This window comes from Bacillus sp. Bos-x628, assembly GCF_040500475.1.
Lineage (GTDB): Bacteria > Bacillota > Bacilli > Bacillales > Bacillaceae > Bacillus > Bacillus maqinnsis.
Genome location: NZ_CP159358.1, coordinates 419,533 through 443,001, shown reverse-complemented (window position 1 = coordinate 443,001; position 23,469 = coordinate 419,533). Strand labels below are relative to the sequence as shown.

Here is a 23,469-nt window from a genome sequence, read left to right as displayed (position 1 = left end):
ATCTACTTCCCTTCTTTTTTCGTCCAGCGATCTTTGTCTCTTGTATTGAATTTATGCATCACACGATCGTGAGCTTCTTCAAGTGAAATATCAAGTGAATTGGCAAGGCATGTTAAAACAAACAATACATCACCAATTTCTTCTTCCATACTTTTTTCAGCTTCAGTTGTTTTTTTCGGTTTTTCTCCATAGTAATGGTTGACCTCTCTTGCCAGCTCACCTAACTCCTCTGTCAGACGAGCCATCATGGCAAGCGGGCTAAAGTAGCCTTCTTTAAATTGTCCTATGTAATCATCTACTTCTTGCTGCACGTGACGTAGCGTTTTTTCAATCGTCATGAAGCTCATCCTCCTATCTGTCTCTTACATGTTAGCGAAATCATCAATATTTGACAAATGTTTAAAACTCCGTTTGCTTGTTTCTCTCCCATACCATATAATATTATCGCTGTCTAAGCAAAAAAAGGAGTGATCTTTTGCTAAAAGAAATTCGTCTTAAAAATATCGTGTTTATTCTAATAGGATCTGCGATTTTTTCTTTCGGCCTTGTTCATTTTAATATGCAAAACAACTTGGCAGAAGGCGGATTTACAGGAATTACACTGCTTTTATATTTTCTATTTCATATCGATCCGTCCATTTCAAACCTTGTCTTAAACATTCCCATCTTCTTTATCGGTTGGAAAATGCTCGGCAGAACAATGTTCACATATACGATTGTAGGAACAGTCAGCCTATCTGTATTTCTTGCCATATTCCAGCGCTTTCAAATACATATGCCTCTTCAGCACGATTTAGCCTTAGCGTCACTCTTTGCAGGTGTGTTTATCGGAACAGGCCTTGGAATCATCTTTAAAAACGGCGGTACAACAGGCGGCGTCGATATCATCGCAAGACTCATTAATAAGCACTATCAGGTTGCCATGGGAAGAACGATGTTTATATTCGACGCATGCGTGATTACCATTTCTCTGACCTATTTAAATTACAAAGAAGCCATGTATACACTCGTCGCCGTATTTGTTGCGGCAAAAGTCATTGACGTCATGCAAGAAGGAGCCTATGCTGCAAAGGGAGCTATGATTATTTCCGAAAAGGATGACATCATTCAAAAGAAAATCACAGAGGAAATGGAGCGCGGTGTGACCATTTTAAAAGGTGTCGGTTCATATACGAAGCAGGAACGCAATGTCCTTTACTGTGTCGTTCCTAAAAATGAGCTTGTCCACCTAAAGAGTGTGGTGACCTCTGTTGACCCTCATGCATTCGTATCGGTTAATGATGTACATGACGTTCTCGGTGAAGGCTTCACATTAGATGAACACAAAAAGCCGCTCAATCCTCATTAAAAAAAGAAGCCCATCAAGTGGTGCTTCTTTTTTATGACTTCGGATAGTCAGCTTGACGCTTTTGCTTCTTCTCTTTTTCAGCACGATATTTGCGAAACCCTACATACGTTAATGTCAATAAAATCATACTGCCTGTTGTTAAAATGACCCATAGAAGTGAAGGGTCTGCTTCATCTTGATCGACGTTGGCAAACACACTGGATAGTTCCTCTTCCAGTCTTGTGAGACGCTCAAGCTTTGTCCCACTTGATGCTTTTAAAAATTCCCCTTGTTCAATCACTTCAATGTGCTGTTTAATCGTTTGAAGTCTTTCTAGCGGAATATCAATCGTTAAACTAGGATAAATCATATCGTATAAAGAAACAAATTCATTCCAAGTTTCATAGAATGTTGTCGATTCAGGATTCTTTACTTCCTTTTTCAAAATAGGAAATGACCCCATAATCGGCTTTTCTAATGATCCCCAAAGCGGTTCAGAATCCGATTGAATAGCGTCTAGCAACATTCTAAACTGAGATGCATAACGAAGCTTTTCCCGGTCATCCACATTTTTCTGCTGAAGCACCTTAATTATATCTTGATAGCCAAGTGTAATTTGCCGCACCTGCGTATGAGACAGAGTTCCACGCCAATTCCCAGCTTTAAAAGTCTTTTCAACATATAATGCGACTTGTAACGCCTCATCATATTTAGCTTGTCTCGTTAATTGAAAGATAGAATCTGATAGTTCCGTTAGTTCATTCAGCGCTTTAGCAGCCGTTTCCTCACCTTTTGCAACAGTTGGATGTATTACGAGAAAAAGTAATAGAATCATCACGATTGGCTTTCGTTTCATGCAAGTCCCTCCTAGCCCTTCTCCATACAGCGTATGAAGAAAAGGACAAGGTTAGACCAACATTGTTAAGGGAGTTCGAGCTTGACCGCTTTTTTGGATAAGACGAGATAATATGAAAAAAGAAGAACAGCGATACTTAACCAAAACGTAACATAGCCAATTTCATTCGAATATGCAGAAAGCATAGAGTACCGCGGCATCATCCCAAATACATAATCAATCACATCATTGTGTAAAGTCCAAATACCTGCTACAACCAAATGACGCATGTTAAAACGATAATACGGTGCAAAAAGGACAGCTTGAACCGCCATCGCAAAGTGAGAACCAATCAGCATGTATCCTTCCCACGGAAAATCATCAATAGATAAGAGCACTAGAATATTCATACCCACGGCCCATAATCCATATTTCATCAAGGTAACAAGAGCAAGCGCTTCAAAATAAGGGGCATGGCCCTTCATCATAAACGCTAGTAATACAAATAAAAAGAAAAAGCTAGCCGTTGGACTATCCGGAACAAAAGGTAAAAATATGGCCGGTGTATCTATCAACTGCGGGATATACCAATAGTAGCCATAAACAGTACCTAGAAAGTTCACAATCATCAAAAAGACTAGCATGTAGCGCTCTGCCAGTAGATATTGAATCCATCTCATGTTTCTCTTCACTCACGATCTGTTAAAATCAGAAAAAAAGCTGACAGCCGCCAGCTTTTTTCTATTTTGAGTATATCCTTGTACCTGCAAATACACAACTGAATTATTTGGATTTGATCTCAGATAAATATTTAGAGAGCTTTTTAAGTTCTTCATCACTGCCTTTAAAGACGCCCTTTGGCATGTTCCCTTTTCCTTCTACAGCGATTTTAGCGATTTCCTCTGGCGCAAGTCCGTTGTCAACAAGTGACGGTCCAGCTGCACCGCCTTGCATATTGTCTCCATGACAGGAAATACACGTTTGCTCTTGATAAATTTTATACTCTTCGGCTGAGGTATCAATTTCCGCTTCTTTCTTGATTTCACCTTGTTTTGCAGCTGCTTCCCAATCATGAGTTGCTACAGACTCCCACGTTAAATATGTCGCTGCACCAATTGCAAGAAGCATCATTCCTACAGCAATTGGTCTTCTATACGGTCTGCGTTCAGGACCAGAATCAAGAAATGGTGCGAGCAAGAGTGCACCAAACGCAATTCCTGGCATAATCATTGCACCAACCACGGTATAGCTTCCAGCAGCAAATTCATATTTTAATAACTGGTATAAAAAAAGGAAATACCAGTCCGGCAGCGGAATATAGCCAGTATCTGTTGGATCAGCCATCCGCTCAAGCGGAGGTGCATGAACAACAGTCAGGACAAGAAATCCAATTAAAAAAACGGAACCGACAAGCCATTCCTTTAAAAGAAAGTTTGGCCAAAAGGCTTCTGTTTTTCCTGGATATTCGGAATAGTCTTTAGGTATGTTTGGTTTTCTTTCTGCCGGAACCCTGGAATCTCCGACAAATTTCATCCCTTTTCCCCTATGCAAAGTCATCCCCTCCTCATTGAACATTCATCAAACGCATATTTTATAGCGGTCCAGAAATTCCTTGCTTACGAATCATGATAAAGTGGGCGGCCATCAGCCCAAATAATGCCGCTGGCAAGAAAAAGACATGGATAGCGAAAAATCTCGTCAGCGTTTGTGCTCCTACAATGTCTGGATGACCTGCAAGCAGGATTTTAATCTCTTTTCCAATGAAAGGCGTCGCCTCTGCAATTTGAAGGCCTACCTTCGTCGCAAACAGCGCCTTCATATCCCATGGTAAAAGGTAACCTGTGAAACCGAGCCCGAGCATCACAAAGAAAATCAATACTCCAACAATCCAGTTGAGCTCTCTTGGCTTCTTATACGCCCCTTGGAAAAAGACCCTTAGCGTATGTAAAAACATCATGACAATAACTAGACTCGCACCCCAATGGTGCATCCCTCTGACAATCTGTCCAAATGCCACTTCATTTTGCAAATAATAGACAGATTCCCATGCATTTTTAATATCAGGCACGTAATACATTGTTAAAAACATGCCCGAAAGGACTTGAATGACTGTCACAAAAAACGTTAAACCGCCAAAACAATACACAAAAGCAGAAAAGTGGTGTGCTGGATTGACATGCTCTGGCACCTCATGATCCGCAATATCTCTCCATATCGGTGTGATGTCTAGCCGCTCATCTACCCAATCATAAATCTTGTTAAGCATCGTTACCCTTCCCCTTTCGGCACAGCTTTTCCAAGATAGAGGTATCCGTCCTTCACTTGCTGCTTATAGTGATCAAGCGGTGCAAGCGGCGGAGTTCCGGGTACGTTTGTACCATCCTTGTCGTACAGCCCATAGTGACACGGGCAGAAAAATTTGTTAGGATTTTTCGGATCACTGTTCCAGTTCACTGTACATCCTAAATGTTTACAGATTGGCGATAAAGCGACAATTTCATCCCCTTCTTTGTACACCCACGCTGACCTAGATTCCTTTGACTCGTACCACGCATCCACTTGATCAATTTTAAAGTCAAAGCGCTTTGGTTCCTTTGTCAGTTCATCAACACTAACAACTTGAACCATATCTTGCTCCTCTGTTCCTTTTAGTACAGGGTCAAGTGCAAAGCGAACCATAGGCATGAGCATTCCAGCGGCCATAAATCCCCCCACGCCGGTCAACGTGTAATTCAAAAATTGACGCCTGGACACTCCATGTCTCTTCTCGCTCATTTTTTTCTCCCCCCTCAGGTCGTCAGCTACTTTATAACTGAATTAGAAAAAATTTCATAAAAACTAGGACACCCTCATAATATATCAATCTATTCACAAGGTCAACAGCCTAAAAAGCTATGTACAATGCAAATGTAAGGGTTTTTATGAAGGGTTCCATTTTTGTAACAAAAAGTTCAAAATTTGTTCTACACTGTCCTGGATAATTTTTTGCTTAAGATCTACTTTTAAATGCTCAAGGGGAACCGGCTTCAACATATAGAGTGAATCACTTATCTCTGTATGTTGTCGCCAAATGCGATCAGATGTGACAAACACCACATGCTGAAAATGATCTTGTAATGATTTTTCCATCGTGAGAAGTTCTATTTTTTTACTTTCATTTGCTTCTAAATATGTATAAGGAGGGAAAAGAAATACTCTCCCTTTTAACTGCCTTTCAAGTTCCTCCGCTACAAGTGTTGTAAACTCCCCCAATGACACTGTTTGTTTGATTTGCCCTACATCAATCCCAACTAATGGAATGATAGCGGTATCAATGTAATCTCGAGATTGCAAAAAGCAGTCTGCGTCCTCCGCCTTCCACTTCATTCATTTCCCCCTCTTTCATGGACATAAGCCCTGCCTGATAGGGCAAGGCTTATGGTTCAGGTTATGATAATAGATTTAATTCTTTTGCCAGCTTAGCAAATGTCTCTTGATCATGACGGTCAAGAGCATCATCTATTTCCTTCATTAAACGTTCCTTTTGAAAAGTGGCAATTGAATGATCGAGCACTTTCTCAGCCAGATCCTTATCCTGTTCATTTTCGTAAAGATTCTTTGGAATATGCGGGTTTGTTTCAAGAACAGCTGCGTATTCCGGCGAACGATAAGCAGAACGGAAATTCAATTGAATAAACAAATCTTGCTGTTTATTCAGCCGAATGTCATGAAATGACTTTTCAGCATCTGTCGTCATGATATTTTCTTTATAAAATCTAAAGGGAACTTCATCCACACAGTGTGTTGACATAATGATTCCCCTTGGGCAGAAGTCTGCTTGCTCTACAAAATGGACCTTTTCCATCAAAGAGTCGTGACTCATTAAATAATTTAATATCCAAACACACTCTCTTCGCTTTAGTTGATAATGGTTTAAAAACCATCGGATAAATTCCTTCTTTTCATTGACAGAAACAGGGGTCTGCATGTTATTCCCTCCTCTATCGTAAAATAAATTGCTATACATGAATTATTCAACAAACAGCTCTTCATTCCTGCAAACTACAAGGAAATTTCGTCTTCAATTCTTAAAATCGTTTCTTCAATTTCTTCATTCGTGCCATCTTTCTGAAGAACTTTACGCAATAACGGCAATGCTTCTTTTTGTCTGCCTTCTTCTAAAAGAAACGAAGCGTATTCATATAAAAAGTCTCGTTCCTTATCAAAATCAGGCAGAGCAAGCTTAAAGTACTCGGCGGCTTCTTTGTACTCTTCTCGTCCGACAGAAGCAGAAGCTGCATACCAATTAAACTTCGGATCATCTTCCCCAAAACTTTTTACTTCTTTGATCAAGTCAAGAATCTCATCAAAAAGCTCTTCATTTAAATAAATAGCAAGCAAAGTGTGAACCGCTTCAATATATCCAGGGTCAAGCGCAAGTGCTTCCTGAAGAAGTTTTTTAGCATCTTCTGCATTTCCATTTTTCAAATCAATCTTTGCACCGTATAAGTATAGTTCTTTGTTATACTCATCGATTTTAATACCCGCTTTTACTACCTCTAATGCTTCGTGATACAGTCCTTCTTCCTCATAACTTTTCGCTAAAGGCATGTAAAGCGTAGAATAAGACGGATCAATGTCTTTTAACTCAGAAAGCTGTTGAATGGCAGTTTTCGTCCTGCCAGCCCTCATAGCAGTTAACCCGTATCCGAATAGTGTATTCGGGTCTGCTTGGTCTTGTACTGCCTTTTCGTACCATTCAAGTGCATCTTCAAATTCTCCTGCTGTACTTAACGATTCGGCTAGCCGCTGATATACATTGACGCCACCAATCTCATCCCTTTGTTTCGCAACTTTATAGAAATAGTCAGCTGCTTTCTTCGAAAGACCTTGGGAGAAATACAGTTCCCCTAGAGCAAAATCAATGACAGCTTCATTCGGAAGTAGTTCTTTCGCTTTCAGGAGTTTTTGTTCACTGACTTCAAATAGTCCTTGCATTTGATACAAATCAGCCATTAATAATAGACTTTCTGGATATGCATCATCATCTTCAGGAATCGTTTCTAATACAGAGATCGCCTTTTCCTCTTCGTCTGAATCAATTAACAGTTCTGCATAAAAACAGGTTAATCCGGTTTCTTCTGGATATAAATCATGTAAATCACTGATCAGCTTGCGCGCTTTGTCGATATCCCCCCAGTCATAATATAACTGAGCTGCTTGCGCTTTTTCTTCATCATGCAAATGCTTTTCAGCCTGCGCAAGTGTTTTGAGTCCTTTTTCAGTCTCACCTGCCTCAACTAATTTTATGGCTTCTTGTAATGAACTATTCAAATCAAACCGATCCTTTCTGTTTCCACAAATCTAAACTGTTATTACTTCATATCATAATCCACAGCTGAACTTCCAGCAAATATGTTGCTCTTTTGAAATGAAGCCATTTTGTTGTTTTAGGGACTCTTTTTCATTAAATACTTTACTAAATTGACGTTTTGTAAACTGCGTGATGTACAAAAATCATTTTTAAACTAATAAAATGATTTTTTTCAAGGTTTCATCTTGAGACAAGCTATGCTATATTTCTCTCAAATATGCAAAAGGAAAGAAAAAAGCCTGAGGGCATCCTCAGACTGTTTTCGTTAAATATTCAATGTGTTCAAAGAAATTCGGGTAAGATACACGGACTGCTTCAGTATCTTCAATGTCAATTTCTTGATCTGTTATGCATGCTGCAATACCTAACATCATCCCAATTCGATGATCACCGTAGCTTGAGACAACCACACCGCCTTTAAGGTTGGTTTTCCCATGAATTCGCATTCCATCATCCGTAGCTTCAATATCAGCACCAAGCTTTTTCAATTCTGAAACAACCGTATCAATTCTATTTGTTTCTTTTACTTTTAACTCTGCAGCATCTTTTATTATTGTAGTCCCTTCCGCTTGAGTAGCAAGGAGCGCAATGACTGGAATTTCATCAATGAGCCTAGAGATCATATCTCCAGAAATTTCAATGCCCTTTAATGAAGAAGTAGAAATCGTCAAATCACCATAAGGCTCTCCACCCTTGGTATCGACTTCATTGATTTCTAAGTTTGCACCCATTTGTTTAAGCACGTCAAGTATGCCAGTTCTTGTATGGTTTAAACCGACATTCTTTAACACAATACGGCTATTTGGAACAATTGAGCCAGCAACTAGGAAAAATGCAGCAGAAGAAATGTCTCCAGGTACAAAAACTTCAGTTGAATTTAACGTTTGTCCACCTTCAATCGAAACACTTTGCGCATCTTCATGTAATGTCACACCAAACATTGAGAGCATTCTTTCCGTATGATCTCTTGATTTGTGTGGTTCAGTTAACGTTGTCGTTCCTTTTGCTTGAAGTCCAGCTAAAAGGACAGCCGATTTAATTTGCGCACTTGCAACTGGAGATTCATAGGAAATTGCCTTTAAATTCCCTCCACGGATGGAAAGTGGTGTATACTCGCCATTGGCCCTGCCATCAATCTTGGCGCCAAATTGTTTAAGTGGGTCCGTAACACGTTTCATTGGCCTTTTGGCAATACTCTCGTCACCGATGAGTGTACTGTGAAACTCACAGCCAGCTAAAATACCCATCATTAACCGAATGGTTGTGCCGGAATTGCCAACGTCGAGAATTTCGCTTGGCTCCTTCAGTTTATCAAGACCCTTTCCATGAATGACAACATCCGAACCATTTTGCTGAATGTCTACGCCCATCTTTCTAAAACAATCAATCGTACTTAAACAATCTGCTCCAGGGAGAAAGTTTTTCACCACTGTTGTCCCTTCAGCAATTGCACCCAACATCACCGATCTGTGAGAGATGGATTTGTCACCTGGAATATGAATTTCTCCATTCATTGGAGCGGTTTTATGAATTTTCATGTTTTGTCACCTCAGTCAGCATAAAATGTATCGTAATTCGCTCTATTTTTTATACAGATTTCTGCCCGCTTGCGATCATCATCTGTTTGAAAACTAATTCTTAAAATACCGTTAATGTCTTCGCGCGTTTCAATAATGCGTATATTTGTAATACTAATATTTTCACTAGCTAAATGACCCGTAATCTCCGAAATGACACCGGGATGATCAGGAACATCAACGTAAAGATCATAAAAAGCAGGTATTGCTCCTTTTTTCCTCAAAGGAAGCCCGTCACGATATTCCTTTGCATCTTGAAAATAGGAGTATAGACCTTCGGCATCTTCTTTTTGAACAAAGGATTCAATGCGGTCAATTTCTTTTTTCCATTCATGAAAGCGATCCAAAATTTTGTTTTTGTTGTGTATGAGGATATCTCGCCACATCGCAGGATTACTTGAAGCAATACGGGTAATATCTCGAAAGCCTCCAGCTGCAAAACGTTTCACAAGCGGAAATTGTTCTTCAAAATGATGCGCTTGATGAACAAGACTTGCAGCCACTATGTGCGGGAAGTGACTAATGACACTTGTAACGGCATCATGTTCTTCTGGAGTCATTTCAATAAAGTGGGCATTTGTTCCTTTTAATAGATCCTTCAAACGATCAACAGCTTCACGACTCGTTCTATTTGTTGGCGTTAAAATATAAAATGCGTTCTCAAATAAGAAATCTTTGGCTGCAATAACACCTGATTTATGAGAACCTGCCATTGGATGCCCACCAATAAATTGATAATGAGGAGGCATTGTTTTTTCAGCAAAATGAACTACCTTTTGCTTCGTGCTCCCGACATCAGTAATTGTAAGTTCTCTCTCAATACCAGATGCTGCAATATCATTTAGCATTTTGATGGTTTGTTGTACCGGTGTTGCTAAAATAATGGTTGTCGCTTTTTTTAGGCCTTCCATAAATGAAGCTGTTGTTTCATCAATAATCCCAAGTTTTGTACCAGCAACCATTTGCTCATCAGAAACATCGTAGCCTACAATTTTTTTATGGGGGTATTCTTTTTTGATAGACAGTGCAATTGAACCACCAATTAAACCTAGTCCAGCGATTAAGATTGTTTCATTTGCATCGTTCATATTCATCACCTGATTTTTCACAAAAATTAAACAAGACCATTCAATGGGTTCTATGTATGTTGATATTGGTACAATGAAAGCCATATCCTAAAGCAGGATATGACTTCATTGTGATTCTACGCTCGAATGCCTTGTAATAAATTTGCAAGCGTACTTAGGATTTCTTCATTTTGCTCTTTTGTGCCAACGGTAATACGCAGAGATGTTGGGAAACCAAGCGCTTTACCAGAACGAACTATATATCCTTTTTTCAATAGTGCATTGAACAATTCATCCGCATCTCTTTTAAAATCAATTAAGACAAAGTTGGTTTGAGATGGATAAATAAACAAACCAAAACGTTCAGCAAATTCATGATATTGCATAAGACCTGCTTCGTTTTTCTGTCTGCATGATTGAATAAAGTCTTGATCGGTTATTGCTGCACGCGCAGCTGCCTGTGCAATACGGCTTGTATTAAACGGCTCTCTAGCAGGTTCAATTGAGGAAATAAGCTCCTCTGACGCAATCCCATAACCTACTCGAAGTGCAGCAAGTCCATATGCTTTAGAAAACGTACGAAGTACGATGACATTTTGATATGAGTTTAATAATGATACACTATTTGGAAAATCGTCCGCCCGAACATACTCAAAATACGCTTCATCTAATACAACAAGTACATGTGCCGGTACTTGATCTAAAAACGCCACAAGCTCTTTTTCTGATAAATGATTACCAGTCGGGTTATTTGGATTACATACCCAAACTACCTTCGTATTAGCATCAATGGCATCTAACATCCCTTGTAGATCGTGGTCGCCACCTTCTAAAAGAGGCACTTCTCGAATTTCTGCATTCTCAATCACTGCATTGTGACGATATTGTGGAAATGATGGAGAAGGGATGACTGTATTTGTATGTTGGTCAAGAAATGCTCTCGCAATAATTTGCACAAGTTCATCAGAGCCATTCCCAAATATTAATTGTTTTTCATTTATATGAAGAAATTCAGCCAGTTCAGCTCTTAGACTCGCACTATACCCATCAGGATAAATTGCTAATTGTTCAAGCTCGGCTTGAATGGCCTCTTTTGCAAGTTCTGAACAGCCAAAAGGGTTTTCATTTGAAGCCAGTTTCACAATTTTTTCTAATTGATATTCTTTTTTTACTTCTTCGATTGGTTTCCCAGGTTGATACGGTTTGAGCTGTTTTAATTGTTCCTTAATTTGCAATATGTTTCACCTCATTTGAATGAATAGAGGGGACTAAATGTTTTTGCATATGTTTCAAATTCTCTTAAAGCTTCTTGACGTGTATTGATTGACTGCAACTGCCCTTGAAGCTCTTCAATTTTTTTTACAAGTGCGCTACCCACAACCACACCGTCACTGATATCATTCATTGACTCTACTTGGTCTCTTGTTGAAATGCCAAAACCTACAGCAACCGGGATTTGACTTAACTGTTTCACTTGTTGAATAAAATCAGAAATGGATGCGTCAAAGGATTGTCTGACACCTGTTACACCAAGAGATGAAACACAATACACAAAACCTTCTGCCTTCTCTACGATTTTTTCCAGTCGTTCTTTGCTTGTTGGTGCAACGAGTGAAATATATGAGATATCATGTATTCGACAGTTCGCCTGTAACTCGCTGCTCTCTTCAAACGGTAAGTCGGGTGTCAAGAGTCCCGAAATATGATTTTTGCGCAGTAAAGCGAAAAAGTATTCTGTATCTAATTGTAACACAGGATTATAATACGTAAATAGGATTACAGGAATTTTCACCCCGTTTTTTTTCATCTCTCCTGCTAATTCTATCGCTTTTACGATATTCATGCCATGATTTAAAGCTCTCTTTGAAGCTCTTTGAATGACAGGACCATCTGCTAACGGATCGGAATAAGGAACCCCTAGTTCTATTGCATGTGCACCAGCTGATTGAAGGGCTATTGCTAGATCAATTGTGATGTGTGCAGCCGGATCTCCTGCAGTGATAAATGGGATAAATAATTTTTCTTCTTGCTTTAGATTAAATGTGATCATTTGTTTCATCCTCACTTTCAAGCACATTCATCAAAGTCTGGACATCTTTATCCCCTCTTCCTGACAAGCAGATAAGGATGATGTCATCTTGATTCATGTCACGACTCATATCAAATGCTTTCGCTAAGGCATGTGCTGATTCAATCGCTGGCAAAATTCCTTCTTTTTCTGTCAGCAATTTCAAAGCATTTAGCGCTTCTTGATCTGTGGCACTCACATATTGAACTCTTCCGCTCTCATGTAAGTATGCGTGTTCTGGTCCGATGCCTGGATAGTCTAATCCAGCAGAGATTGAATATGGCTCAATGATTTGACCAAATTCATCTTGAATCAAATATGTCAAAGATCCATGAATGACACCTTTTGTCCCTTTCGTTATAGTAGCTGCATGCAGCGGTGTATCTATTCCTTTCCCAGCCGCTTCTACACCAATGATATCAACATCATCATCTAAGAAAGCTCGATACATTCCAATTGCATTACTTCCACCGCCAACACAAGCAATGACCTTATGAGGAAGCTGACCTTCTTTTTCAAGAAGCTGAGCTCTCGCCTCATCACCGATCATTCGCTGGAATTCGCTGACGATTTGAGGATATGGATGAGGACCAACAACTGATCCAATCATATAAAAATGGTCACTGCAATGCTGCACCCAATAGCGAATGGCTTCATTTGTCGCATCTTTCAGTGTGCCATTTCCGGCGGTGACAGGTATGACATCAGCGCCAAGCAGTTTCATTCGGAAAACATTCAGTGATTGTCTTTCCACATCTTCTTCTCCCATAAAAACGATGCAGGATAGTCCAAACTTTGCGGCAACTGTTGCAGCTGCTACACCATGCTGACCTGCTCCTGTCTCAGCGATAATTTTTGACTTTCCCATTTTCTTTGCAAGCAGTGCTTGACCAAGGGCATTGTTAATTTTATGAGCACCCGTATGATTTAAATCTTCTCTTTTTAAGTAAATTTTCGCACCGCCGAGGTGTTTTGATAGTTGATCAGCATATGTGAGGGCAGTCGGCCTGCCGGAATAGTTTTGTAAAAGGTCTATATACTCCTTTTGAAAAGATGGATTTTTTTTTAATTCACGAAAAGCTCTTTCGATTTCCTCCAGTGGCTGCATGAGTGTCTCGGGAACAAATTTGCCCCCGAATTCTCCGTATCTGCCAATCTCATTTGGATATGCGTACATAACTGAACATCCTTTCTTCAAGCGCCTTGATCTTTGCGCTGCTTTTCTTTCCGTTTTCTTCTATTCCGCTTGAAAGATCAATGGCTTTTGGACCATAGTCGAGCAGCTTCGTGATAGATGCCGGCGTCACCCCGCCTGCAATGGCGCATGTCTTCTTAAGACGCTTTGCATGCTGAACGTATGCTGGCACCGCCTCCCATGCAAAAGCAGTTCCAGAACCGCCTCTTATTCCTTTTACCTTAGCGTCAATGAGAAACCCATCTACAACAGGAGCGTAGTTCGTCATTTTTTCAAGTGTAGCGAGTAGATGGGGTTCGTGATGAAACACTTTCCATACGATAGCCTCTGTTTGTTGTTTTATTTCCTGTGCTTCTTCTGGTGTTTCATCCCCGTGAAGCTGTACAATGCTGAGCGGGATTTTGCTTGTGATCTCACAGATTCTATTTATCTCTTCATTCACAAACACACCTACAACATCTTTACTGCACTTTGTTTGTTCTAACCAGTGTTTCACTTGATCTGGCTGTACTTGCCTTTTACTTGGTGCAAAGATAAATCCTATGGCATCTCCGCGAGATTGTGAGATGCACTCGACATCTTCTCGTGATGCAGCACCGCAATATTTCATATATGGCTTCATCACCGTCATTCACCAAACAATGTCCTGACGGCTTTTTCTTGTGAACTTTCCCTCATGAAAGATTCGCCAACAAGAACCGCTCTAGCTCCTTGCTCTTTAACAAAAGTTAAATCACCAAATGTCTGGATGCCGCTTTCACTCACCAGCATGACATCATCTGGCACAAGAGGAGCAATCTCCTTTGTTTGCTCGATTGTCGTCGTAAACGTATTTAAATTCCGATTGTTCACTCCGATCATCTCTGGGGTAAATACATCTAAAATGTTACTTAGCGTTTTTGCCGCATGAACTTCAACAAGAACATCAAGGTCTTTTTCTTTTGCTTCAGTGTACAGCTCATACAGCTTTTGCGTCTCAAGCACTTCTCCAATCAATAAAATTGCGTCTGCACCTATACGTTTTGACTCCTCTACTTGTATTGAATCAATGATAAAATCCTTTCTTAAAATCGGTAATGAGACATGCTCCTTAATGAGAGATAGGTACTCATTTTTCCCTTGAAAAAAGGGCTCATCGGTCAGTACAGATAAACAATCTGCTTTTGATGTTTCGTATGCTTTCGCTATTTGAAGAGGATCGAAATTTGGCTGAATGATTCCTTTGGAAGGAGATGCTTTTTTCACCTCAGCAATGAGCCCTATAAAGCGATGAGGATTCATCAGTGCATCTTTAAATGACCGCCTTTCATACTTTCCATCAACAGGTAATTGTAGCGTTTGGACATGTTCTTTTTTACGAGCAATAATTTGATCAAGCATAGATTTTTCCCTCTTTCTTTTTTTGTTTTAAACGGTCTAATTGTTCTTTCGCTGAACCGTTTTCGATGGTTTCTAAGGCTTTTAATGTTCCTGCCATGAGACTATCTGTCTTTCCTGCCACATATAAAGCGGCACCTGCATTCAGAGCTGTAATATGAAGCGGCGCCCCTTCTATTTGACGATTCAATATATTCTGAATAATGTGTGCACTCTCTTCTGGTGAATTTACTTGTATGTCTGATAATTGTCCTTTTTTCAATCCAAAGTCGACTGGATTGAGCGTATACTCTTTCATCACATGTTTCTTCAGTTCAATCACATACGAATTTGCTGTAATGGTTAATTCATCTAGCCCATCTTCTCCGCTAACAAATAGGACATGTTCTGGCTCTAAAGGAGCAAGGGCTTTAGCCATTAACTTTGCTTTTTCTTTTGAGTACACACCGATGATTTGCTTTTTGGCTTGCATTGGATGACAAAGCGGGCCTATAAGATTAAATACCGTCCGAAATCCGAGCTGCTTACGAACTGTTGTTACCTGTTTTATGGATGAATAATAGAGCGGTGCAAATAAAAATCCCATATTTTTCTGTTGTATTTGTCGTCTTGTTTCTTCAGGTGTTGATTGTATTTGGATGCCAAGACATTCTAGTACGTCGGCACTCCCGCTTTTGGAAGATACAGAACGATTTCCGTGTTTCGCAATTTTAGCACCGGCAGCAGAGGCTACAATGGCAGCGGCTGTCGATATGTTAAACGTCGATAAGCCATCTCCTCCAGTGCCGCACGTATCAACGACATCAAGAGATTCATCCATTGGAGCTACATTCTGTCTCATCGCTTTCACAAAACCTGTCATCTCTTCTGATGTTTCTCCTCTATGAGCTAAGATGGATAGACTTGCCGCAACTTCAGCATCTGATAAAGAGCCGCTCATCATATCGTGCATCAACAAGCTTGCTTCTTTTTCAGTTAAAAGAGCCCCATTAACGAGAGCTAATAGCCGTTGATTCATCTTGCACACTCTCCTTTTCTGAGAAAATATGTTCAGCAAGTTGAATCGCTTTAAGTAGCGCTCCAGCTTTGTTGCACGTCTCTTCCCACTCGTTTTCAGGAACAGAATCAGCTACAATACCTGCACCTGCCTGTATGGATGCGGTATTGTTTTGAATACTCATGGTTCGAATGGTGATGCAGGAATCAATATTACCGTCAAACCCAATATAGGCAATACAACCGCCATACGTTTCTCTTGGCTCTGGCTCCATCTCATTTAATAATTGCATGGCTCTAATTTTAGGTGCACCTGTTAATGTCCCAGCCGGAAAGGCTGACATTAATGCGTCTACTGGATGAGTATCCTGCTTCAGTTTTCCTGTCACAATTGAGATCATGTGCATGACATGTGAAAAGTTCACCACTTTTGTGAAGACTGGGACTGATACACTCCCATATTCAGCGACGCGCCCTACATCATTTCTTGCAAGATCTACTAGCATGTAATGCTCTGCTTTTTCTTTTTCATCATGGAGCAGCTCTTTTGCAAGTGCAGCATCCTCTTCTTTTGTCGCCCCTCTTCTTCTTGTTCCGGCGATTGGATGAATTTCTAAATGTCCATTTCTCGCATGTATTAATCGTTCTGGAGAGCTGCCTACTAAGTCACGATCTTTCAATTTAATAAAATACATATACGGTGAAGGATTCACAATCCGAAGGACACGATACAATTCAAATGAACTCACGGTCACGGGCATATCAAAACGCTGTGAGAGAACCCCTTGAAAAATATCACCGGCTCTAATGTATTCCTTTATTTTTTCTACATCGTTTAAAAATTGCGCTTTTTCATAAGTGGAGGTGACCTGATCAAAGGACGGCGGTTCATTTAGATTCCCTGATAAAATTAATTCTTTCATGTCAATTTGCATGTGGAGCTGTTGAATCATTTTTTTGAGCTTCTCATGATTTTTGTTGTATGCTTGTATTTTTTCGTCCTCTGTTTCATTCCCTGTCAGTTGAGTATATTGAATAAAATAGACATGGTTGGTTTTATGGTCAAATGCAATCATGGTTTGACAGACAAACAATGTACAGTTATCTGATGTCGATGCTTTTGCATGCGACCTGACGGATGGTTCAATGCTAGGTATGAGATCATAACCTAAGTAGCCAACAGCTCCTCCCGTAAACGGAATGTCAACGTCTGGTGTCTTGATTTGATAATGGTCATTCATCCAGTCTAGTAAATCTTTCAGCTCTGACTTTTGCATCACCTCCTGCCCTGCGGCATCAAGCGCAATATATTGGTGCTGTTTCTCTTGTAATGTTAAAAATGGATGTAAACCAATGAAAGAATATCTTGACCAGCTAGAAGACTCATCCTTGCTTTCTAACAGATACACAATGTCATGATTGAGCTTCTCAACAATTTGAATAGGTGAGATCGTATCCACTGTAATGGTTTCAACAATGGGGATTGTTTTGTAAGATAGACTATCTTGTAAAAATTGGGTAAGGTTTGATTGAAAATTCATAGACACACTCCTTAAATAATGTTAAGGAGAATGAGGGGGAATTATAGGTGCATTTGTTTGAGTATACGAAATAAGCCTAAAAGAGGGTTCCCCTTTTAGGCAGTATGATTAAATAGAAGTATCGTATCTCTGCTCAACTCTACTCATCTCAACTACCCTAGTCTCATTCTCATCTTCTCTAAAATTACGTTTGCCGTTTACACCTATGCGTAAACTTCGGCTGTACATATCGTATTATAATTCCTTGTTTTTTGTCAACTGTAAATCAGGGCGAAGCGTCACTGCTTCTTCTAAATACACGTGCTCTATGTCTTCCTGCTTCATATCCGTTTGGACTGTCATTAACACCCGAATGCAATGCTTCAGCCCTCCATTGATGTCCAGTTCCTGCATACAAGTAACAGGGACATACGTCCAGCCCTCAAACTGGCGAAGTGCTTTTGCTGGGAAAACGGAGTGAATATCTTGAGTAGCAGAAATTAAAATCTGCACAACACGTTCTGGTTCCACTTGGTTTTTTGAAATAATCGCTTCTAACAGTTGTTTCGTTTTATTTACAACTTCTACTTCTGTATCTTCTGTCACAGTTGTAGCCCCACGTATTCCGCGAAACATCATAGACATCCGTCCTCCCGTTTCCATTTTTCGAGCCAGTCATGTAGCTCTTCTTTTGTGAACGATTGTAAAGTAACGTCTCCAACCTGCTTTAATAAAACAAATTGAACACGACCTCCTATTGCCTTTTTGTCACCAACCATTCGGTCCACAAAAATATTTGTGGATATATCTTGTCTGATCTGTACTGGGAATCCCAAACCTTTCATCCACTCTTTAAGGTCAGAACGATTGAGACTTAGACCTAAATGCTTCTCGCTCACATATAAGGCGAACTGCAGCCCAATAGCGATTGCATCCCCATGAGTGATGGCTCCATATCCATACTCTGCTTCAATGGCATGCCCAAGTGTATGCCCTAAGTTTAAAAATGCACGAACGCCTTGTTCTTTTTCGTCCTCTTGTACAATGGACGCTTTCACTTGAATTCCTTGATACAGCATATGTGCCAGCTGTTCTTTTGATAATTCTGTCAGAGAACGAATGCTCATAAGTTCTGATAAAAAGTCGTTACTTGAAATCAGCGCATGTTTAATGACTTCAGCAAAGCCTGATCTAAGCTCTGTGTCAGATAGTGTATCAAGCATGCTTGTATCATAGATTACAGCCCTTGGCTGATGAAAAGCGCCAATTAAGTTTTTACCAAGCGGATGATTGATTCCTGTTTTCCCGCCAACCGCACTATCATGTGCTAGCAAAGTTGTCGGAACCTGAATAAAATCAATGCCTCTCATATAAGTGGCGGCAACAAAACCAGCCAAGTCACCAATCACTCCGCCTCCTAGAGCCATGATGCAGGAAGAGCGGTCGAGCTGAAACTGAATAGCTTTGGTATGGATATGCTCAAACTGCGAGAAAGATTTCGATTGTTCTCCATTTGGAACGACCACTTTTTGAACGGACCACTTCTGTTCAAGGAAACGAACCATTTCGCTGCCGTAAATGGCATCAACTGCTGAATCTGTTACGATCAACAGTTTAGTATAGGAGCATCTTGTGGAAGTAATCAGGTCTACGATGTTCCGTCTAATGCCATCACCGATGTATACAGGGTAATTCGATGAAGACGTACTGACTTCCAAAGTCTTCATTAAAACTCCCTCTGAAGCTGACGCATTTTTTCTACATTTTCTTTTATACGGTCAATTTGGTCAAGACCGAACTGTTCAACGACCGCATCCGCAATCTCCCAAGCAATAACTGCTTCTGCAACAACACTTGCAGCTGGTACAGCACAGCTATCTGATCGTTCAATGCTTGCAGAAAATGGCTCTTTTGTCTCAATGTCAACGCTCTGAAGTGGCTTATAAAGTGTTGGAATTGGCTTCATCACACCTCTTACGACAATTGGCATGCCTGTCGACATTCCGCCTTCAAGACCGCCTAATCGATTCGTTTTCCTCGTATATCCCTTTTCTTCGTCCCAAATGATTTCATCATGAACTTCACTGCCTTTTTTAGATGCTGCCTCAAATCCAATACCAAATTCGACACCTTTAAAAGCATTGATGCTTAGGACGGCGCCAGCAAGCTTACTGTCTAGTTTACGGTCATAATGAACATAGCTTCCTACTCCAACCGGCATGCCATAAACGATCACTTCAACAATGCCGCCGATCGAGTCACCGTTTTTCTTTGCCTCGTCGATGGCATCCATCATTTTTTGAGCTGCTTTGCTGTCATAGCAGCGTACAGGCGATTCTTCTGTTACTCTTTGCAAATCTTCAATAGACTCGTATTTTGTATCAGTTGCTTTCACTCCACCAATTTCAAGTACGTGACCGGCTACTTTGATTCCAAGATGAGCTAAAATTTGTTTCGCCACTGCTCCTGCTGCCACACGCACTGTTGTCTCGCGGGCTGATGAACGCTCTAACACGTTACGCATATCGCGATGACCATATTTAATAGCACCAATTAAATCAGCATGCCCCGGTCTTGGACGAGAGATTTGACGTTTCATTTCACTCTCTTCTTCTTCGGTAATCGGCTCTGCTCCCATCACCTTCGTCCAGTGCTTCCAGTCATTATTTTCAACAACAAGTGTAATTGGAGAACCTAATGTTTTCCCGTGCCGGACACCGCTTAGCACTTCCACCTGATCTTTTTCAATCTGCATTCTTCTGCCGCGACCATGACCTTTTTGTCTTCTAGCCAGTTCGTAATTAATGTCCTCTTTCTCTATGTAAAGTCCCGCTGGAACTCCTTCAATGATTGTGGTCAGTTGTGGACCATGTGATTCACCTGCTGTTAAGTACCTCATGACTCAATCTCCCTTCATCGCATTAACGCTTTTAAGTAAAACTATATCATATTTGCTAGTAAAAAGTCAGCTAGATTACCTTTTTTGATAAAAGAAAGTATCTGCGGAAGTCAGTCCAAACTTTTCAGGATGAAAGATTTGTTCTGTAGAACCTACGAATAAAACTCCATTTGGCTTTAAACTGTTCCCCATTTTTAAGTAAATCTCTTCTTTCGCTTCTTCTGTGAAATAAATGAGCACATTTCGGCAAACAATGAGATCAAGCTGTTTTTCATATGGGTCAGCTAAAAGGTTATGTTTCTTAAATTGAATGTGCTTTCGAACCTCATCTTTGACGGTGTAAAAGGATGAATCTTCTTTTGTGAAATATTTTTGTTTGATTTCTTCAGGAACCTCTTGCAGAGAACGTTCATGGTATCTTCCTTTTTGCGCTGATTGCAGAACTTTATCATCAATATCCGTTGCAATAATTTGGAAGTCCTTCACAAGAGGATGACTTGTGAGTAGCATTGAGAGCGTATATGGCTCTTCACCCGTAGAGCACGCTGCACTCCATATTTTTAAGCTTCTACCGTTTTTTGAAAGTAGCGGCAGAATTTTTTGATCTAGCACTTCCCAGCGCTGATAGTTACGATAAAATTCTGAAACATTAATTGTCATTCGATCCATCGTTTCTTCTAAAAGGGCTCTATCTTTCTCAAGAGCAATGGCGAATGCTTCAAAATCTTTATACCCTTTTTTATCATAAAGGGAAGTCAATCTTCGTTTCATTTGTGCTTCTTTATATAAATTCAGATCAACTCCGGTTAGTTTTTTCCATTTTTCAACAAATACTTGATATTGATCCATCAATGTCCTCTCCTGTCTTATCTATCTTTGTCCTAGTATATCTGTTTTTATCAAAAATTTGTATCATCTCGTGAAAAGATTGTCGATATAAAAAAGCCAAGGTGCTCATGGGGTGAACACCTTGGCTTTTTAAAGACTAATAAATCCAGCTTGAAATGGTTTGATTCCAGTTTGTAAGCTCTTCTTGTTTAAAGAACAAGTTAATTTCTCTTTCAGCACTTTCTGGAGAGTCTGATCCATGGATGATATTTTTTCCGACAGTTAATCCAAAATCTCCTCTAATTGTACCTGGAAGCGCTTCTTTCGGGTTTGTTTTCCCGATTATTTGTCTTGTTACTTCGACCACCTGTTCCCCCTGCCATACCATAGCAAACACAGGTCCTGACGTAATAAAAGAAACCAATTCTCCGAAAAATGGTTTTTCCTTATGTTCTCCATAATGTGTTTCTGCTACTTCTTTTGGGATACTCATCAGTTTTGCACCAACAAGCTGAAGCCCCTTTTTTTCGAATCTTGACACAATTTCACCGATTAATTGCCTTTCAACACCATCAGGTTTTACCATGAGAAATGTTTTGTCCATATACGTTTTCCACCCCGTCATTATGTATGTATAGGCTTACATTGTTACAAAGTGATCGTATCATTTTTTTTTATCATAATCAATTTTTGACAAAAAATTTCACAAAAAAACCAATCAACACGAAGTTGATTAGAATTTTCGTTTACCAATATATTTGGCAATGGAAGCTAATGATGTTTTAGCACGTCCACGTGGAAGCTGTTCAAGCTGTTCAAATGCTTTTTTCAGATACATTTCACTCACTCGAATAGAACGATCAATAGCATCTGTTTGTTTTAGGTTTTCAATTACAGGTTTTAGTTGCTTTTCTGTTGTTTCACTATTAATCAATTTCAATTGACCTTCTAGTGTTGGATTTTTCAGAGCATATAGGACTGGAAGTGTCACATTTCCTTGTAGAAGGTCCCCGCCAACAGGCTTGCCCAGCTCCTCTTCCGTTGAAGTGAAGTCAAGGACATCATCAATGATTTGATAAGACATCCCAACATAGTACCCAAACCAGTAGAGAGCCTTATGCGTTTTTTCATCTGTACCTGCTGCAATAGCACCTAATTGGCAACTGCCTGCAATGAGTAAAGCTGTTTTTCGCTTAATTCGTCTTAAATATGTACGAAGGTTTTGATCCATGTTGTATTTGTCTTTTACTTGCTCAATTTCACCGAGACAGAGTTCGACGACCATTTTTGACAAAATTTCATGTGCCATTGGATGATTGATTTTCGTCATATACTCAAGCGATCTTGCGAATAAGTAATCCCCTGTATACATGGCAATTCGATTGTCCCATTTTGCCTTAATGGTGGGTTTGCCTCTTCTTAGTTCTGCATCATCAATGACATCATCATGGACAAGCGAAGCCATATGGATCAGCTCTAGGGCAACGGCTACATACTTAATTTTATTAATATCATAGTCGCCAAACATGCCGGAAAGGAGAACAAAAACGGGGCGGATTCGTTTTCCGCCCGCTTGCAGCAAATGAAGTCCTGCTTCACTTAATAATGCATAATCAGAGCGAACTGTTTGTTCAAGCTCTTTTTCAATTACATCTATATCATGATTTAAAAAAGAGATCATTGCTTTTAGTTTCATTATCTTCACCTAAATATCGTGTATTCAAAGCTTCTTTCCGATATGTGTTGCTGCTACACCGCCTGTAAATGGATGATACGAGACATCAGACAAACCTGCTTTTTCAAAAAGTGCAGCTAGCTCTTTCATGCCAGGGAACGTTTTTGCTGATTCTTGAAGCCATGAATATTCCTGATAGCTTTTGGCAAACAGCTTTCCAAAAAGCGGCATTATATATTTGAAATAGACATAGTATCCTTGTTTGAACCCAATCATTTCAGGCTGTGAAGTCTCTAGACATACAACCATCCCGCCAGGCTTTACTACTCTTGTCATTTCTTTTAATACAGTTAAGTAATCAGGAACGTTTCGAAGACCAAAACCGATCGTCACATAATCAAATGAGTCATTCTCAAAAGGAAGCTCCATTGCATTGCCGTGAAGCAGTTCGATTTGACTATAACCTCCTGCTTTCACTTTCGTTTCACCGACACTCAGCATATTTTTACTGAAATCAATCCCTTTGACCTCGCCTTGCTCTCCTGCAGCTTCTGCAAGCGCAATGGTCCAATCAGCTGTTCCGCAGCAAACATCTAGTGCTTTTGCTCCTTTTGGAACATTCATGAGCTTCATTGTTTTATCGCGCCATTTTTTATGCTGCTTAAAGCTGATGACGGAATTCATTTGATCATAGTTTTTATAAATTTTTTCAAATACACGGTGTACTCGCTGTTCTTTTGATTGCTGCATAG

The 23,469-nt window shown here is 40.0% G+C and carries 26 protein-coding genes; 1 reads left to right on the top strand and 25 read right to left on the bottom strand.

The features are described from left to right. Positions 1-2: 2 nt before the first annotated feature. Entirely contained in the window at positions 3-338 is a 336-nt protein-coding gene (locus ABVJ71_RS02400; RefSeq protein ID WP_353855437.1) for a nucleotide pyrophosphohydrolase, read from the bottom strand. 137 nt (positions 339-475) lie between these two features. On the opposite strand from ABVJ71_RS02400, the gene ABVJ71_RS02395 reads away from it, so the two are divergent. Continuing rightward, a complete protein-coding gene (locus ABVJ71_RS02395) occupies positions 476-1,348 on the top strand; it encodes a YitT family protein (protein WP_353855436.1) in 873 nt (290 codons plus the stop codon). 31 nt (positions 1,349-1,379) lie between these two features. On the opposite strand, the gene ypjB is transcribed toward ABVJ71_RS02395, so the two are convergent. The 24 genes from ypjB to ABVJ71_RS02275 all read right to left on the bottom strand — a co-directional run bounded on the left by ypjB (position 1,380) and on the right by ABVJ71_RS02275 (position 23,467). Continuing rightward, entirely contained in the window at positions 1,380-2,183 is an 804-nt protein-coding gene (ypjB, locus tag ABVJ71_RS02390; RefSeq protein WP_353855435.1) for a sporulation protein YpjB, read from the bottom strand. Positions 2,184-2,248: 65 nt separating this feature from the next. Continuing rightward, positions 2,249-2,842 carry a DUF1405 domain-containing protein gene (locus ABVJ71_RS02385; RefSeq protein WP_353855434.1) on the bottom strand — a complete coding sequence of 198 codons (594 nt, stop codon included), beginning with the start codon at positions 2,840-2,842 and terminating at the stop codon, positions 2,249-2,251. A gap of 103 nt (positions 2,843-2,945) precedes the next feature. Continuing rightward, positions 2,946-3,713, bottom strand: coding sequence for a c-type cytochrome (locus tag ABVJ71_RS02380; protein ID WP_353855433.1), 768 nt, complete (start codon positions 3,711-3,713; stop codon positions 2,946-2,948). A 40-nt stretch (positions 3,714-3,753) separates the two neighbouring features. Continuing rightward, the gene (qcrB, locus tag ABVJ71_RS02375; RefSeq protein ID WP_353855432.1) at positions 3,754-4,428 is read right to left on the bottom strand and encodes a menaquinol-cytochrome c reductase cytochrome b subunit; all 675 of its coding nucleotides are present in this window, start codon (positions 4,426-4,428) and stop codon (positions 3,754-3,756) included. A 2-nt stretch (positions 4,429-4,430) separates the two neighbouring features. Beyond that, entirely contained in the window at positions 4,431-4,937 is a 507-nt protein-coding gene (locus tag ABVJ71_RS02370; protein WP_191095835.1) for a ubiquinol-cytochrome c reductase iron-sulfur subunit, read from the bottom strand. Between the two features lie 144 nt (positions 4,938-5,081). Then, positions 5,082-5,528, bottom strand: coding sequence for a YpiF family protein (locus tag ABVJ71_RS02365; RefSeq protein WP_353855431.1), 447 nt, complete (start codon positions 5,526-5,528; stop codon positions 5,082-5,084). 61 nt (positions 5,529-5,589) lie between these two features. Next, positions 5,590-6,129: a ReoY family proteolytic degradation factor gene (locus ABVJ71_RS02360; protein ID WP_353855430.1), complete on the bottom strand. Its 540-nt coding sequence runs from the start codon at positions 6,127-6,129 to the stop codon at positions 5,590-5,592. Positions 6,130-6,203: 74 nt separating this feature from the next. Then, a complete protein-coding gene (locus tag ABVJ71_RS02355; protein ID WP_353855429.1) occupies positions 6,204-7,475 on the bottom strand; it encodes a tetratricopeptide repeat protein in 1,272 nt (423 codons plus the stop codon). Positions 7,476-7,766: 291 nt separating this feature from the next. Further along, positions 7,767-9,053 carry a 3-phosphoshikimate 1-carboxyvinyltransferase gene (gene aroA / locus ABVJ71_RS02350; RefSeq protein ID WP_353855428.1) on the bottom strand — a complete coding sequence of 429 codons (1,287 nt, stop codon included), beginning with the start codon at positions 9,051-9,053 and terminating at the stop codon, positions 7,767-7,769. An 11-nt stretch (positions 9,054-9,064) separates the two neighbouring features. Then, complete coding sequence (locus tag ABVJ71_RS02345) at positions 9,065-10,180, bottom strand: prephenate dehydrogenase (protein ID WP_353855427.1); 1,116 nt, start codon at positions 10,178-10,180, stop codon at positions 9,065-9,067. Positions 10,181-10,296: 116 nt separating this feature from the next. After that, the gene (gene hisC / locus ABVJ71_RS02340; protein WP_353855426.1) at positions 10,297-11,394 is read right to left on the bottom strand and encodes a histidinol-phosphate transaminase; all 1,098 of its coding nucleotides are present in this window, start codon (positions 11,392-11,394) and stop codon (positions 10,297-10,299) included. A gap of 11 nt (positions 11,395-11,405) precedes the next feature. Next, positions 11,406-12,209 carry a tryptophan synthase subunit alpha gene (trpA, locus tag ABVJ71_RS02335; RefSeq protein ID WP_353855425.1) on the bottom strand — a complete coding sequence of 268 codons (804 nt, stop codon included), beginning with the start codon at positions 12,207-12,209 and terminating at the stop codon, positions 11,406-11,408. Then, positions 12,196-13,404, bottom strand: a complete 1,209-nt coding sequence (gene trpB, locus ABVJ71_RS02330; RefSeq protein ID WP_353855424.1) for a tryptophan synthase subunit beta — start codon at positions 13,402-13,404, stop codon at positions 12,196-12,198. The genes trpA and trpB overlap by 14 nt, the downstream gene beginning before the upstream one ends. After that, entirely contained in the window at positions 13,385-14,053 is a 669-nt protein-coding gene (locus ABVJ71_RS02325; RefSeq protein ID WP_353855423.1) for a phosphoribosylanthranilate isomerase, read from the bottom strand. The genes trpB and ABVJ71_RS02325 overlap by 20 nt, the downstream gene beginning before the upstream one ends. Further along, positions 14,050-14,802: an indole-3-glycerol phosphate synthase TrpC gene (trpC, locus tag ABVJ71_RS02320; protein WP_353855422.1), complete on the bottom strand. Its 753-nt coding sequence runs from the start codon at positions 14,800-14,802 to the stop codon at positions 14,050-14,052. Before trpC ends, ABVJ71_RS02325 begins: the two co-directional genes overlap by 4 nt. Next, entirely contained in the window at positions 14,795-15,817 is a 1,023-nt protein-coding gene (gene trpD / locus ABVJ71_RS02315) for an anthranilate phosphoribosyltransferase (RefSeq protein WP_353855421.1), read from the bottom strand. Before trpD ends, trpC begins: the two co-directional genes overlap by 8 nt. Beyond that, positions 15,789-17,336: an anthranilate synthase component I gene (trpE, locus tag ABVJ71_RS02310; protein WP_353855420.1), complete on the bottom strand. Its 1,548-nt coding sequence runs from the start codon at positions 17,334-17,336 to the stop codon at positions 15,789-15,791. Before trpE ends, trpD begins: the two co-directional genes overlap by 29 nt. A gap of 234 nt (positions 17,337-17,570) precedes the next feature. Further along, positions 17,571-17,954 carry a chorismate mutase gene (aroH, locus tag ABVJ71_RS02305; RefSeq protein ID WP_353855419.1) on the bottom strand — a complete coding sequence of 128 codons (384 nt, stop codon included), beginning with the start codon at positions 17,952-17,954 and terminating at the stop codon, positions 17,571-17,573. After that, positions 17,951-19,042 (bottom strand): 3-dehydroquinate synthase, encoded by a 1,092-nt coding sequence (aroB, locus tag ABVJ71_RS02300; RefSeq protein WP_353855418.1) that lies wholly within the window; start codon positions 19,040-19,042, stop codon positions 17,951-17,953. The genes aroH and aroB overlap by 4 nt, the downstream gene beginning before the upstream one ends. Continuing rightward, positions 19,042-20,214 carry a chorismate synthase gene (gene aroC / locus ABVJ71_RS02295; RefSeq protein WP_353855417.1) on the bottom strand — a complete coding sequence of 391 codons (1,173 nt, stop codon included), beginning with the start codon at positions 20,212-20,214 and terminating at the stop codon, positions 19,042-19,044. The genes aroB and aroC overlap by 1 nt, the downstream gene beginning before the upstream one ends. Before the next feature lie 75 nt (positions 20,215-20,289). Beyond that, positions 20,290-21,063 (bottom strand): protein-glutamate O-methyltransferase CheR, encoded by a 774-nt coding sequence (locus ABVJ71_RS02290; RefSeq protein WP_353855416.1) that lies wholly within the window; start codon positions 21,061-21,063, stop codon positions 20,290-20,292. Between the two features lie 136 nt (positions 21,064-21,199). Then, positions 21,200-21,646, bottom strand: coding sequence for a nucleoside-diphosphate kinase (gene ndk / locus ABVJ71_RS02285; RefSeq protein WP_353855415.1), 447 nt, complete (start codon positions 21,644-21,646; stop codon positions 21,200-21,202). 129 nt (positions 21,647-21,775) lie between these two features. Then, entirely contained in the window at positions 21,776-22,738 is a 963-nt protein-coding gene (gene hepT / locus ABVJ71_RS02280) for a heptaprenyl diphosphate synthase component II (protein WP_353855414.1), read from the bottom strand. 24 nt (positions 22,739-22,762) lie between these two features. After that, positions 22,763-23,467 (bottom strand): demethylmenaquinone methyltransferase, encoded by a 705-nt coding sequence (locus ABVJ71_RS02275; protein ID WP_353855413.1) that lies wholly within the window; start codon positions 23,465-23,467, stop codon positions 22,763-22,765. Positions 23,468-23,469: the final 2 nt, after the last annotated feature.